Here is a 12,841-nt window from a genome sequence, read left to right as displayed (position 1 = left end):
GTTCCTGGTACAGGCCGGCGCGAGGCGCTCAGCGGTGGAAATCGCCCGCAGCTTCGGGCTGGTAGTGGACGGCGATCACGCGCAGGCGCAGCTGGCGGCCACCGGGGGCGGTCCAGTCGATGGTCTGGCCGACCGACAGGCCCAGCAGGGCGCTGCCAACCGGTGCCAGCACGGACACGCGGCCCTTGTCGAAATCCGCCTCGTGCGGATAGACCAGGGTCAGGGAATGCTTCTCGTCGTGCAGTTCGTCTTCGCAGTCCACGCGGGAGTGCATGGTGACGATACCGGCCGGGATTTCCTCCGGCGGCAACACCTGGGCGCGTTCAAGCTCCTGCGAGAGGGCGACGGCGGCCGGGTGCCGGCTCAGGGCCGGGGAGTCGAGCAGGGCCTCGAGGCGGGCCATGTCGCGGGTGGAAACGATGATCGATGGCGGGAGACCGCTGTGGCTGGTCATGGGATGTTCCTTATCTGTTGAAGAAAAAATGCAAGCAAAAGGCGACGCCTTGCCGGCGCCGCCCGGGCACTATTGTGCAGATGTCAGGGGTCGCTTGCGACCCTTTCAGGATGATGGGGCCGCCACGGCCGGGATGCAATGTGGGGCCGGGGAGTGTTCAGATTGCGGGTTGGGGCTGTACCCCTCCCCAACTCTCCCCTTGGCTGCGCCAAAGGGAGGGAGCGGTTCCGCGTGGTCCTTGAGATTGCAGCCAACGCCGCTTCTGCCCCCTCCCTCGCGCATCGCGCAGGGGAGGAGGGCGAGGGGTAAAGCCCCAACCCTCAGTGCAACCGCAACAACCCCGCCGGCAGCTGCTTGAACAACTGCGCGAACTGCTCCAGGAAGGCGCCCATCGCCGAGCTGCGCCGCCAGACCATGGCGATGCGCCGGTTGGGCTGGGGGTCGCCCTGGAAGGGCACCAGCTGGATGTTCTCCGAGCGCGCCACCGGTGGCTTGACCGCGAGCATCGGCAACAGCGTGACGCCGACGTTGGCGGCCACCATCTGCCGCAGGGTTTCCAGGCTGGTGGCCTGGAACTCGGACTTCTCCAGCGCGCCGGCCAGGTGGCAGACATCCAGCGCCTGGTCGCGCAGGCAATGGCCGTCCTGCAGCAGCAGCAGGCGCTGGTCGGACAGGTCGTCCAGCCGCAGCGTGTCGTGTGCGGCCAGCGGGTGGCCTTCCGGCGCGGCCAGCACGAACGGTTCCTCGAACAGGAACTCGGTGTGCAGCTGCTCATCGTTGACCGGCAGCGCCAGCAGCGCGGCGTCGAGCTGGCCATTGCGCAGCTGTGCCATCAGCACGTCGCTCTTTTCCTCGACCAGCAGCATCTCCAGCTGCGGGAAGCGCTGGCGGATCGCCGGCACCACGTGCGGCAGCAGGTAGGGGCCGAGCGTGGGGAAGATGCCCAGCCGTACCGTGCCGGCTTCCGGGTCGCGGCTGCGGCGCGCGGCTTCCTTCATCTGCTCGACCTCGGCGACGATGCCGCGCGCGCGCATCGCGGCCTCGCGCCCGGCCGGGGTCAGCATCACCTTGCGCGGCGCACGCTCGACCAGCGGCACGCCCAGCTCCTCTTCCAGCTTCTTGATCTGGGTGGACAGCGTCGGCTGGCTGACGAAACACGCCGCCGCCGCGCGGCCGAAGTGCTTGTGCTCGGCCAGTGCCACCAGGTACTTCAGGTCACGCAGGTTCATGGCGGACTCCGGTCAATGGACGCAACGGCAACAGGAGCGAAGGGCAGTGTTCCCCTCGCTCCTGTTCGGGCAGACGCCTGAAAATCAGGCGGTTTCAGCCACTTCGGCCTTGGCAACCGCCGGGGCCGGGGTACGGATCAGGTGGTCGAACGCGCTCAGCGCGGCGGTCGAGCCGGCGCCCATGGCGATGATGATCTGCTTGTACGGCACCGTGGTGCAGTCACCGGCAGCGAACACGCCCGGCACGTTGGTCTGGCCGCGGTCGTCGATGACGATCTCGCCGCGGTTGCTCAGTTCCACCGTGCCACGCAGCCACTCGGTGTTCGGCAGCAGGCCGATCTGCACGAAGATGCCTTCCAGCTCGACGTGGTGCGAATCGCCACCGACGCGGTCGGTGTAGACCAGCCCGTTGACCTTCTGGCCGTCGCCCAGCACCTCGGTGGTCTGTGCGTTGAGCACCACCTTCACGTTGGGCAGGCTGTTGAGCTTGGCCTGCAGCACCTGGTCGGCGCGCAGCTTGCTGTCGAACTCGAACACGGTGACGTGGCTGACGATGCCGGCCAGGTCGATGGCCGCCTCGACGCCGGAGTTGCCGCCGCCAATCACCGCCACGCGCTTGCCCTTGAACAGCGGGCCGTCGCAGTGCGGGCAGTAGGCCACGCCCTTGTTGCGGTACGCGTCCTCGCCCGGGACGTTCATCTGCCGCCAGCGTGCGCCGGTGGACAGGATCACCGCCCTGGACTTCAGCGAGGCACCGTTCTCCAGCTTCACTTCGACCAGGCCATCGGCACCGGCCGGCACCAGTTCGGTGGCGCGCTGCAGGTTCATGATGTCCACCTCGTACTCACGCACGTGGGCTTCCAGCGCGCTGGCCAGCTTCGGGCCCTCGGTGTGCTGCACCGAGATGAAGTTCTCGATGGCCATGGTGTCCAGCACCTGGCCACCGAAACGCTCGGCGGCCACGCCGGTGCGGATGCCCTTGCGGGCGGCGTAGATCGCCGCGGCCGAGCCGGCCGGGCCACCACCGACCACCAGCACGTCGAACGCGTCCTTGGCCTTGATCTTCTCGGCATCGCGGGCGGCCGCGCCGGTGTCGAGCTTGGCGATGATCTGCTCCAGGCTCATGCGTCCGGAGTCGAACATCTGGCCGCCCTGGAACACCATCGGCACGGCCATCACCTGGCGCTGCTCCACTTCCTGCTGGAAGGCACCGCCTTCGATCACGGTGGTGCGGATGTTCGGGTTGACGATGGCCATCAGCGCCAGCGCCTGCACCACGTCCGGGCAGTTGTGGCAGGTCAGCGACATATAGACGTCGAAGTCGAACGTGCCATGGATCGCCTTGATGCTGTCCAGCACCTCCTCGGCGACCTTGGGCGGATGGCCACCGGTCCACAGCAGGGTCAGCACCAGCGATTCGAATTCGTGGCCCAGCGGCAGGCCGGCGAAACGCACGCCATGGTCCTGGCCTTCGCGGGCAACCACGAACGAGGGACGACGGGCGTCGGTGCCGGAGGCGTCCAGCGTGATCTTGCCGTTGCCGGCGGCGACGATGTCGTCCAGCAGGCCACGCATTTCCTGGGCGGCGGCGCTGTCATCGAGCGAGGCGATCAGGCGCAACGGTTGGCGCAGCAGGCCCATGTACTGCTGCAACTGGGTCTTGAGGGTGTCGTCAAGCACGGCGCAACTCCTTGAACGAGGCAAAACGGGGGGAGGACGCGGTTGCCTGGGCAACGCGCCGGAAAAGTAGGGGTGAACCGCAGCGGGCTGTCGGGCTTGCTTGCGTGATGCTGGCTGGCATCAACACGCTGCGGTTCACCCCCACGCCCGCCGCGAAGGCGGGGTGGGAGTGCCGGGGAGATGGGCCAGAGGCCTGGCGCATCCCCGCCGGCGTGTTGTGGCTTAGATCTTGCCGACCAGGTCCAGCGACGGGGTCAGGGTCTTCTCGCCTTCCTTCCACTTGGCCGGGCAGACCTGGTTCGGGTTGGCGGCGGTGAACTGGGCAGCCTTCAGCTTGCGCAGGGTCTCGGACACGTCACGGGCGATCTCGTTGGAGTGGATCTCCAGGGTCTTGATCACGCCTTCCGGGTTGATCACGAAGGTGCCACGCAGGGCCAGGCCTTCTTCCGGAATGTGCACGCCGAAGGCGTTGGTCAGCTGGTGGGTCGGGTCGCCGACCAGCGGGAACTGGGCCTTGCCGACGGCCGGCGAGGTTTCGTGCCACACCTTGTGCGAGAAGTGGGTGTCGGTGGTGACGATGTAGACCTCGGCGCCGGCCTTCTGGAACTCGGCGTAGTGCTCGGCGGCGTCTTCGATCTCGGTCGGGCAGTTGAAGGTGAACGCTGCCGGCATGAAGATCAGGACGGACCACTTGCCCTTCAGCGAGGCCTCGGTGACTTCGATGAACTTGCCGTTGTGGTAAGCGTTGGCCTTGAACGGCTGGACCTGGGTGTTGATCAGGGACATGGAACTTCCTCTTGGTTGAAGGGGCGGGGGTGAAGCGTTGGAAAGAAGACTAATAGGCAAAAACTAATAAAACAAATGAATTGGATGCATCGTATCAATAGATTTTGACTATCGTTCAGCGGCGTGAAACGCCGATACGTCCGGATATCGGGGCTTTTGCCCGGTTCGCAAGCCGGGGCCGGACGAACATGAATCGATTCACATAGGCAACGGTTATGCCGACCGAGGTAGGCAGGCCGGAGCGCGGTGACTATCCTCGCCGTCCTGAAAACATCCCGCGAAGAGGTAGTGAAGTGTCCACGGTGAACGTTGCCGAGCTGTTGCGGGAAGCTGCCGGGCGCCTGTCCGGTGCCGATGCCCGCCACGAGGCCGAGCAGTTGCTGCTGCACGTGCTGGGCGTGGAACGTGCCTGGCTGTTCGCCCATGCCACCGACGCGGTGGACCCGGACGCGCGGCAGCGCTTCGAGCTGCTGGTCACACGCCGGGCCGAAGGCCACCCGCTGGCCTACCTGGTCGGCCGGCGCGGGTTCTGGACGCTGGACCTGCAGGTCAACACCGCCACCCTGATCCCGCGCCCGGAAACCGAGCTGCTGGTCGAGCAGGCGCTGGCCCGGTTGCCCGACGACGACATGGTGCGGGTGGCCGACATGGGCACCGGCAGCGGTGCGGTGGCCCTGTCCATCGCCAGCGAGCGGCCGTTGGCCACGGTGATGGCCACCGACGTGCTTGGCCCGGCTTTGGCGGTGGCCGTGAAGAACGCGCAGGCACATGGCCTGGAGAACGTCTGGTTCCGCCGTGGGCATTGGTTCGTGGCGCTGGGGGCGGACCGTTTCGACATGATCGTCAGCAACCCGCCGTACATCGCTGCCGGTGACCCGCACCTGACGCAGGGCGACCTGCGCTTCGAGCCGCCACCGGCCCTGGCATCGGGTGCCGACGGGCTGGATGCGATCCGCGAGATCGTGGCCGGCGCGCCCGAGCACCTGGTGCCCGGAGGCTGGTTGCTGCTGGAACACGGTTGGGACCAGGGGGAAGCGATCCGCGCGCTGCTGGAGCAGGCCGGCTTCGTCGACGCGCAGACCGTGCAGGACCTGGAACAGCGCGACCGGGTAACGCTGGGCCGCCTGCCCGCATAGTCCCCCGCAGCGGCAGTGCCGAGCCACGCTCGGCAAGCGACCTTCCCGGCAACGCCCGGCGCGGCAGGGCTGCGCTCCACCGGCATGCGCCGACAAGAACAAAACAGCGCTGCGCTAAACTGCCGCTTCTGTTCCCGTGAGGTCGCCATGCGCACGCTTTACCCCGCCATCGAGCCGTACGAAACCGGCACGCTCAAGGTCGATGACCGCCACACCCTGTACTTCGAACAATGCGGCAACCCGGACGGCAAGCCGGTGGTGATGCTGCACGGTGGCCCCGGCGGCGGCTGCACGCCGAAGATGCGCCAGTTCCACGACCCGTCCAAGTACCGGATCATCCTGTTCGACCAACGCGGTTCGGGCCGCTCCACGCCGCATGCCGACCTGGTGGACAACACCACCTGGGACCTGGTGGCCGACATCGAGAAGCTGCGCGCGCAGCTGGGCATCGACCGCTGGCAGGTGTTCGGCGGCAGCTGGGGCTCGACGCTGGCGCTGGCCTATGCGCAAACCCATCCGCAGCGCGTGACCGAGCTGGTGCTGCGCGGCATCTTCATGCTGCGCCGCTGGGAACTGGAATGGTTCTACCAGGAAGGCGCCAACCGCCTGTTCCCGGACGCCTGGGAGCACTACCTCAAGCCGATCCCGGAAGTGGAACGCGCCGACCTGATCTCGGCCTTCCATCGCCGCCTGACCAGCGATGACGAGGCCACCCGTCTGGGTGCGGCCAGGGCGTGGAGCGTGTGGGAAGGCGCCACCAGCTTCCTGCACGTGGACGATGACTTCATCAACAGCCACGAGGACCCGCAGTTCGCGCTGGCGTTCGCGCGCATCGAGAACCACTACTTCGTCAACGGCGGCTTCTTCGAGGTGGAAGACCAGCTGCTGCGCGACGCGCACAAGATCGCCCATATCCCGGGCGTGATCGTGCATGGCCGCTACGACGTGGTGTGCCCGCTGGCCAATGCCTGGGACCTGCACAAGGTGTGGCCGAAGGCGCAGCTGCAGATCACGCCGGCCTCGGGCCACTCGGCGTTCGAGGCCGAGAACGTGGATGCGCTGGTGCGCGCCACCGACGCCTTTGCTGGCTGAGTTTCTCGATCATGTTGCACGGACGGGCGGCGCAGGCCGCCCGTTCTGTTTCCGCCGCCGGCCTCACCATTCCCCGGCCAGCAGTGCATCGGCCAACACCTGCAGCTTGGGTGAGCATTGCCGCGAGGGCGGGTAGATCAACGACAGCTCGCGGCTGCGCCCTTCGGCGGCCTGCAACACGCGCTGCAGGCGACCATCGGCGAGTGCATCGGCCACCGCGAAGTCCATCACCTGCACGATGCCGATGCCGGCCAGCGCGGCTTCCACCAGCGGGTCGCCGCTGTCGAACACCATCCGCGCCGGCGGCGTGAACTCGCGCAGCTGGCCGTCCGCATCACGGAACTGCCAGTCCACCAGCCGCCCGCTGCGCAGGTTGCGCACCGCCAGGCAGCGGTGTTCGCGCAACGCCTGCACGCTGTCCGGCGCACCGTGCTGGGCCAGGTAGGCCGGGCTGGCCACCGTCACCCAGCGCAGCGGCCGCAGCCGTCGCGCGATCATGCGCTGGTCGGCGACCGGGCCGGTGCGCAGGGCCGCGTCGAAACCTTCCTCGAACAGGTCGACCAGGCGGTCATTCAGCACCGCCTCGATCTGCAGCTGCGGGTACCTGGCCATCAGCTGCCCGGCCAGGGGCACCAGCACCTTGCGCCCGAACATCGACGGGGCGGTGATCTTGAGCGTGCCCGAGGGCGTGCATGGGCGGTCGCCGAGCTGGCGGCGCGCATCTTCCAGCCCGCACAGCAGCGGCGTGACCTGGTCGATGAACTGGCGGCCGTCCGGGGTCAGGCCGACGTTGCGGGTGTTCCGCTGCAGCAGCTTGACCCCCAGCCCGGCCTCCAGGCGGCTGATCGCCCGTGACAGCCCGGACTGGCTCAGCCCCAGTTGCCCGGCGGCCACGGTGAAGCTGCGGGCCTCGGCCACCTGCACCAGCATCCGCACCGCGTTGAGATCGAAGGGAATGTCATTCATGCGAAAAATCATCGCAGAAATCGACATGAGGTGGTTTATGAATTAATGCGCATCAATGACACTGCCAGCCCCTTTTGAGCGAGGCCGTCATGCCCCCTCTTCGATACCCCCGGCTGGCGCTGAGCCTGCTGGCGATGGCCCAGCTGATCATCGCGCTGGACGCCACCATCATCTTCGTCGCCCTGCACGACATGGGCCGGGCGTTGCAGGTCAACGCCCAACAACTGCAATGGATCGTCAGCGGCTACACCGTGGCCTTTGGTGGCTGCCTGCTGCTGGGTGGGCGCGCGGCCGATCTGCTGGGGCGGCGCCGCATCTACCGGCTGGGCATGATCGTGTTCGCGCTGGCCTCGCTGTTGGGCGGGTTCGCCGGCAGCGTCGGTATGCTGGTCGCCGCGCGGGCGGCGCAGGGCGTGGGCGCGGCATTGCTGTTCCCGGCCACGCTGGCGTTGATCAACACGCTGTATGCCGAAGGCCCGGTGCGCAACCGTGCGCTGGCGATCTGGAGCATGGCCAGCGCGCTCGGGCTGGCGCTGGGCACCCTGCTGGGCGGCGTGCTGACCCAGGTGTTCGGCTGGTCCTCGGTGCTGTGGGTGATCGTGCCGTTCGCCACGGCCTGCGCGGTGCTGGGCGGGGCCTGGCTGCCACGTGACGGCGAAATGCCGCGCGGGCGTTCGTTCGACCTGGCCGGGTGCCTGACCGTCACCGTCGGCGGCAGTCTGTTGGTGGCCACCCTGGTGCAGGGGCCGGAATGGGGCTGGCTGGCACCGCGCACCGTGCTTTACCTGGCATTGGCGGCGGTGTTGCTGGCGGTCTTCGTGTGGATCGAGCGACGCAGCCGTGACCCGCTGATGCAGTTCAGCCTGCTGCGCCTGCCCGGCCTGCGCCTGGCGATGGGGCTGACCTTCCTGTTCATGAGCAGCTATGGCGTGCAGTACTACTTCCTGGCGCTGTACTTCCAGGATGGCTATGGCTGGAGCCCGTTGCAGGCCGGGTTGGCATTCCTGCCGGCCACCGCGGTGTGCACCTTCGGCATCCGGATCGCCGAGCGCGCGCTGCAGCGGCTGCGGGTGGAGCAGGTGTTGGTATGGGGGTTGGGACTGGGCGCGGCGGGTATCGCGCTGGTTGCGGCATTGCTGCCGCAGGGAGCGGGTTTCTGGCCGTTGCTGCCGGGCGTGGTGCTGCTGAGCATCGGCCAGGGCATGACCTGGACGGCGATGTGGATCGTGGCCGGGCAGGGCGTGCCGGCGGCACAGCAGGGCGTGGCCTCGGGCATGGCCGCCACCGCCCAGCAGATTGGCGGTGCGCTGGGACTGGCGGTGCTGGTGATGCTGGCCAACGCCGCGGGCGGCGAGGCGGGGACGGCACCGGCCCTGGCCGGCCTGGTGCGCGCCGAGTTCGGCGCAGCTGCATTCGCGCTGCTTGGCGTGGTGCTGGTGATGCTGGCGCGGCGACCCCAACCGGCCTGCGACGGGACACCATCGGCCGGCTGAACGGTGCAGCGGTCGCTGGCGTGATGTGTCGGCCTTGACACATCACGCCGTCGGTCGCCGTGCAGCATGGTCGCCGGTGTTCCCGGACAGGATCTGCATCGTGGTGTTGCATGCAAAGGGTGGATGGGTGCTTGCCTGCGTGCTGGTGATCGCACCGGCGGCAGCGCAGCAGGTGGCCGGTGATCCGCCGGTGGAATGGAAGGCCGATGCCTCGGGCAACCACCAGGCACAGAAGGCCGCGGAAAAGGCCGCGGGGCAGGCTTCGCCGGCGCGCGGCGCGGATCGTCCAACCGGTACAGGTGATGCGGGGCCGGATGCGGAAGCGGGTCCGCGTGGTCCTGGCGGCCGCGGGGGTGGAGGTCCACCCGGTGGCATGGGCGGTGGCCCCGATGGCGGCGGGATGGGCGGTGGCCGCGGTGGTCGAGGCGGCCATGGTCCGAGCGGTCCGGGTGCTGCCGGTGCGGGCCATGCGACGCCGGCATCGATGTTGCGCCCGGAGATGGAATTCGCCGCGCCGCTGGAAGACACGCTGGTGCTGTACCACAGCCGTGAATCGGTGCTGTTCGGGCGCAAGGACACCACTGACGTGGTGATGCTGCCCTTGTCGGGTGCGGCGGTGAGCATTGCCCCGGGCGTGGAAGCCCGCCTGCATGATGTGCCGGATGGGCTGCGCGTGGAGGTCACCACCTCCAACGGCATCCGCGTCAACTATCGCTACCGCGATGAGGCTGCTGGCGTGTTGCGCGTGGACATACTGGCCGAAGGCCCGGTGCCGCGTCCGGGCGCGCGTTTCGAGGTCACCCGCCACTACACGCGTTGAACGCACCCGTAGCAGCGGCCTCGGCCGCGAAGCCGGCAGGTCATCCGGTCGCGGTCAGCCCCACATCTGACGACGCACCTGCTTCGCCCTTGAACGCGCTCCTACCTGGTCAGGCTGGGCTGCAACGCGCGGAAGATGCGTTCCAGCCGTTCGGCCCAGGCCTGTTGGCCGGCGGCATCGGCGATCAGGTCCTGGCGGATCTCCAGCTCCACGTGCACCAGTCCGCGGCCTTCGCCATGCACCGGCACGGCGTAGTCGCTGTTGCGGTTGACCGAATACGGCTCGTTGTCGCCAACCACCAGGTCGCCTTCGGCGCGCAACGCCTGCAGCAGTGCATGTGCGAAGCGGGTGTCCTGGTGGTAAAGCACACCCGCGTGCCACGGGCGCTGGAAACCGTTCATCGCCGGGGTGAAGCTGTGCATCATCACCAGCACGGTGGGGATGCCGGCCTCACGGCGGCGGTCCAGCTCGGCGCTGATGCGCGCGTGGTAGGGCGCATGGATGGCGTCGATGCGTTGCTGGCGCTGCGCGGCGCTCAGCCCGGCGTTGCCGGGGATCAGCGTGCCGTCGCTGACCTCGGGGATCAGCGTCGGCGAGGCGAGCGGGCGGTTGCAGTCGATCAGCAGGCGCGAATAGGTCTGATCGATCGCCCAGGCATCCAGCCGCTTGGCCAGTGCGCGGGTGGTACCGGCGATGCCGATGTCCCAGCCGATATGCCGGTCCAGCTCCGTCTGCGGCAGGCCGAGGTCGTGCAAGGCCGCGGGCACCTGCTGGCCGGCATGATCGGCCAGCAGCACGAACGGCGAGCGCCCGTGCGGGTGGTGCACGGTGAAGATCGCCGGGTCGCCGGCATCAAGCAGCGGCTGCAATGCCTGCTCTCCGGAATCAGCCACGCGGCCTCCCGTCGAGGTGGTGCTCGATCATCCACAGGCCGGCCCAGAGCTTGGCGTCCAGCTCGTAGCCTTCGCCCATCTTCTCCACCAGCCATGCCGCGGCACGCGCACGCGGGATGCTGTGCACGGTGATGTCCTCGCTGTCGTCGCCACCGCCGTCGCCGACCCTGCGCAGGCCGGAGGCGCGCACGAAGGCGATCTTCTCGCTGCTGGCGCCGGACGAGGTCGGGCCGATCATCAGCACTTCGGCATGGTCGGCGGTCCAGCCGGTTTCCTCTTCCAGTTCGCGCACCGCCGACTCCTCGATGGACTCGCCGGCGGTGATGTCGCCGACCAGGCCCGCCGGCATCTCGATGGTGCGTGCCTGCAGCGGCACGCGGAACTGTTCGACGAACAGCACCTCGTCCTGCGGGGTGACTGCGATGATGATCGCGGCCAGGCCACCAGCGTGGGTGCGCTCGCTGTACTCCCAGGTGCCGCGCACGACCATGCGCTGGTACTTGCCTTCGTAGACGACGCGGGGGGCTGCGGTGTTCTGGTTCATGCGAACTCGTTGGCGGAAGGAGAGGACGTTTCGATGCCCGCGGCCGACAGCAACCGGCGCCGGGTCATCGGGCCGAAGCGCAGTGCATCGCACAGCCCGCCCAGCATGTCCGCGTCGGCGTTGCCGCGGGTGAAGCCGGGGCGCGCGGTGGCCAGCGGTGCGTCCACCGCGATGGTGGTCAGCTGGCGGAACAGCAGGGCCAGTTCGCGCTGCTCGCGCAAGCGCACGGCCATGGTCGCCGCACCGCGCAGGCGCAGGAACGGCACTTCGTCGATGCGTTCGAGCAGGGCGTCGAGGCTGCCGAAGTGCGACAGCAGCACCGCCGCCGACTTGGTGCCGATGCCGGACACGCCGGGGATGTTGTCCACCGCATCGCCGCACAGCGCCAGGTAGTCGGCGATCTGGTGCGCGTGCACGCCGTGGCGCGCCTTCACCCCGGCCGCGCCCCAGCGCTGGTTGCGCGCGTAGTCCCATTGCTCGTCGTGCTCGAGCAGCAACTGCGAGAGATCCTTGTCGGCTGAGACGATCACCCCGCGCAGGCCATGCCCGCGGCCGGCGTGCAGCGCGGTGCCGATCAGGTCGTCGGCCTCGTACTCGCGGTCGGCCAGCACGTCCAGGCCCAGCGCCGCGCACAACGCCTTGCAGTGCGCGAACTGGCGGCGCAGTTCATCCGGGGCGGGGTCGCGGTTGGCCTTGTAGGCCGGGTAGATGCGGTGGCGGAAGCAGCTGTCCAGTGCCTCGTCGAAGGCCACGGCGATATGCCGCGGGCGTTCGCGTTCGAGCAGGTCCAGCAGGAAGCGGGCAAAGCCGTGCACGGCATTGACCGGCCAGCCCTGGCTGTCCTGGAACTCGTCCGGCATCGAATGCCAGGCGCGGAACACGTACAGGCTGGCGTCGACCAGGTACAGCGGCGCGCTGGCCGGGGCGGTGCTCACGGCCGGTAGTCCTGCAGCAGCGCGGCCGGGTCCGGGCGGTCACGGTCGGGCACCTGCAGCTTCGGCGTGCCGACATGGATGAAGCCGACGATGTGCTCGTCCTGGCCCAGGCCAAGGTGGTCGGCGACTGCGGCGTCATAGGCCATCCAGGCGGTCAGCCACTGCGCGCCGAAGCCGAACCCCTGCGCGGCCTGCAGCAGCGCGAAGCAGACGCAACCGGCGGTCAGCAGTTGTTCCTGCACCGGCACCTTGTGGTCGGGTTGCAGGCGGGCGATGACGGTCACGATCAGCGGCGCATGCGAGAAGCGCAGGCGGTCCTTCTCGATCACCGCTTCGGCGGCGTGCGGGTCGCGCTCACGGCTGCGCCGGGCGAGGAACGCGCCCAAAGCGTGACGGGCATCGCCGCGGATCTGCAGGAATCTGAACGGGACCAGCTTGCCGTGGTCGGGTACGCGCACGGCGGCTTCAAGCATGCGCAGCAGGGTGGCCGGGTCCGGGGCGGGTTCGCCCAGTTGCTTGGACGGAACCGAAACGCGCTGGTTCAAGGCGTGCAGGAAACAGTTGTCGGACATGACTCACCGGGGGCAAAACACGGTCGGGGATTATAGACGGCGGGACGATGACACCTTGGGTAGCGCAAACTGTGATTGCCATCATCGCCTTGGAAGGGCGGTGAAATTCGCCAATATTCCGCGGCCCGCTTAGCATAGACGGCCGTACCGGGATGCCGGTCATGAGGTTTGAAGTGCTTACTGCATCACTGACCCTGTTCAGCTACTCGCCCTACCATCCACGGGCGGAAACAGGGGCCGC

13 protein-coding genes are annotated in these 12,841 nt (G+C 68.3%); 4 read left to right on the top strand and 9 right to left on the bottom strand.

Annotated elements, in window-relative coordinates:
* Positions 1-28 precede the first annotated feature (28 nt).
* The 4 genes from rnk to ahpC all read right to left on the bottom strand — a co-directional run bounded on the left by rnk (position 29) and on the right by ahpC (position 4,149).
* Positions 29-454, bottom strand: coding sequence for a nucleoside diphosphate kinase regulator (gene rnk, locus IB227_RS05960; RefSeq protein ID WP_132864925.1), 426 nt, complete (start codon positions 452-454; stop codon positions 29-31).
* A 320-nt stretch (positions 455-774) separates the two neighbouring features.
* Positions 775-1,683, bottom strand: coding sequence for a LysR substrate-binding domain-containing protein (locus IB227_RS05955; RefSeq protein WP_132864924.1), 909 nt, complete (start codon positions 1,681-1,683; stop codon positions 775-777).
* An 84-nt stretch (positions 1,684-1,767) separates the two neighbouring features.
* Positions 1,768-3,363: an alkyl hydroperoxide reductase subunit F gene (gene ahpF, locus IB227_RS05950; protein WP_192286633.1), complete on the bottom strand. Its 1,596-nt coding sequence runs from the start codon at positions 3,361-3,363 to the stop codon at positions 1,768-1,770.
* A 222-nt stretch (positions 3,364-3,585) separates the two neighbouring features.
* Complete coding sequence (ahpC, locus tag IB227_RS05945; RefSeq protein WP_132864922.1) at positions 3,586-4,149, bottom strand: alkyl hydroperoxide reductase subunit C; 564 nt, start codon at positions 4,147-4,149, stop codon at positions 3,586-3,588.
* 293 nt (positions 4,150-4,442) lie between these two features.
* On the opposite strand from ahpC, the gene prmC reads away from it, so the two are divergent.
* Positions 4,443-5,285 carry a peptide chain release factor N(5)-glutamine methyltransferase gene (gene prmC, locus IB227_RS05940; RefSeq protein WP_318639524.1) on the top strand — a complete coding sequence of 281 codons (843 nt, stop codon included), beginning with the start codon at positions 4,443-4,445 and terminating at the stop codon, positions 5,283-5,285.
* 147 nt (positions 5,286-5,432) lie between these two features.
* On the top strand, positions 5,433-6,377 hold the full coding sequence (gene pip / locus IB227_RS05935; protein ID WP_192286631.1) for a prolyl aminopeptidase: 945 nt from the start codon (positions 5,433-5,435) through the stop codon (positions 6,375-6,377).
* A 63-nt stretch (positions 6,378-6,440) separates the two neighbouring features.
* On the opposite strand, the gene IB227_RS05930 is transcribed toward pip, so the two are convergent.
* Complete coding sequence (locus IB227_RS05930) at positions 6,441-7,355, bottom strand: LysR family transcriptional regulator (protein ID WP_192286630.1); 915 nt, start codon at positions 7,353-7,355, stop codon at positions 6,441-6,443.
* Positions 7,356-7,432: 77 nt separating this feature from the next.
* On the opposite strand from IB227_RS05930, the gene IB227_RS05925 reads away from it, so the two are divergent.
* Positions 7,433-8,836 (top strand): MFS transporter, encoded by a 1,404-nt coding sequence (locus IB227_RS05925; RefSeq protein ID WP_192286629.1) that lies wholly within the window; start codon positions 7,433-7,435, stop codon positions 8,834-8,836.
* A 100-nt stretch (positions 8,837-8,936) separates the two neighbouring features.
* A complete protein-coding gene (locus IB227_RS05920; protein WP_192286628.1) occupies positions 8,937-9,656 on the top strand; it encodes a hypothetical protein in 720 nt (239 codons plus the stop codon).
* 101 nt (positions 9,657-9,757) lie between these two features.
* Here IB227_RS05920 and IB227_RS05915 read toward each other — a convergent pair whose 3' ends face one another.
* Genes IB227_RS05915 through IB227_RS05900 form a run of 4 tightly spaced genes read right to left on the bottom strand, consistent with a single transcriptional unit; the run spans position 9,758 to position 12,600 of the window.
* A complete protein-coding gene (locus IB227_RS05915; protein ID WP_192286627.1) occupies positions 9,758-10,549 on the bottom strand; it encodes an N-formylglutamate amidohydrolase in 792 nt (263 codons plus the stop codon).
* Complete coding sequence (locus IB227_RS05910) at positions 10,542-11,093, bottom strand: NUDIX hydrolase (protein ID WP_192286626.1); 552 nt, start codon at positions 11,091-11,093, stop codon at positions 10,542-10,544. The genes IB227_RS05915 and IB227_RS05910 overlap by 8 nt, the downstream gene beginning before the upstream one ends.
* On the bottom strand, positions 11,090-12,028 hold the full coding sequence (locus IB227_RS05905; protein ID WP_313254232.1) for a 5'-3' exonuclease H3TH domain-containing protein: 939 nt from the start codon (positions 12,026-12,028) through the stop codon (positions 11,090-11,092). The genes IB227_RS05910 and IB227_RS05905 overlap by 4 nt, the downstream gene beginning before the upstream one ends.
* Positions 12,025-12,600: a nitroreductase gene (locus IB227_RS05900; protein ID WP_132864915.1), complete on the bottom strand. Its 576-nt coding sequence runs from the start codon at positions 12,598-12,600 to the stop codon at positions 12,025-12,027. The genes IB227_RS05905 and IB227_RS05900 overlap by 4 nt, the downstream gene beginning before the upstream one ends.
* Positions 12,601-12,841 lie beyond the last annotated feature (241 nt).

The organism is Stenotrophomonas sp. STM01 (assembly GCF_014852135.1).
GTDB classification, from domain to species: domain Bacteria; phylum Pseudomonadota; class Gammaproteobacteria; order Xanthomonadales; family Xanthomonadaceae; genus Stenotrophomonas; species Stenotrophomonas capsici.
This window is presented reverse-complemented; position numbering and strand designations above follow the sequence as displayed.

What these genes read in the sequence shown, in the direction of transcription:
- ahpC (WP_132864922.1), bottom strand. Translation starts at nt 4,149, where the DNA reads ATGTCCCTGATCAACACCCAGGTCCAGCCGTTCAAGGCCAACGCTTAC.
- IB227_RS05925 (WP_192286629.1), top strand. Translation starts at nt 7,433, where the DNA reads ATGCCCCCTCTTCGATACCCCCGGCTGGCGCTGAGCCTGCTGGCGATG.
- IB227_RS05930 (WP_192286630.1), bottom strand. Translation starts at nt 7,355, where the DNA reads ATGATTTTTCGCATGAATGACATTCCCTTCGATCTCAACGCGGTGCGG.
- IB227_RS05910 (WP_192286626.1), bottom strand. Translation starts at nt 11,093, where the DNA reads ATGAACCAGAACACCGCAGCCCCCCGCGTCGTCTACGAAGGCAAGTAC.
- rnk (WP_132864925.1), bottom strand. Translation starts at nt 454, where the DNA reads ATGACCAGCCACAGCGGTCTCCCGCCATCGATCATCGTTTCCACCCGC.
- IB227_RS05900 (WP_132864915.1), bottom strand. Translation starts at nt 12,600, where the DNA reads ATGTCCGACAACTGTTTCCTGCACGCCTTGAACCAGCGCGTTTCGGTT.
- pip (WP_192286631.1), top strand. Translation starts at nt 5,433, where the DNA reads ATGCGCACGCTTTACCCCGCCATCGAGCCGTACGAAACCGGCACGCTC.
- IB227_RS05955 (WP_132864924.1), bottom strand. Translation starts at nt 1,683, where the DNA reads ATGAACCTGCGTGACCTGAAGTACCTGGTGGCACTGGCCGAGCACAAG.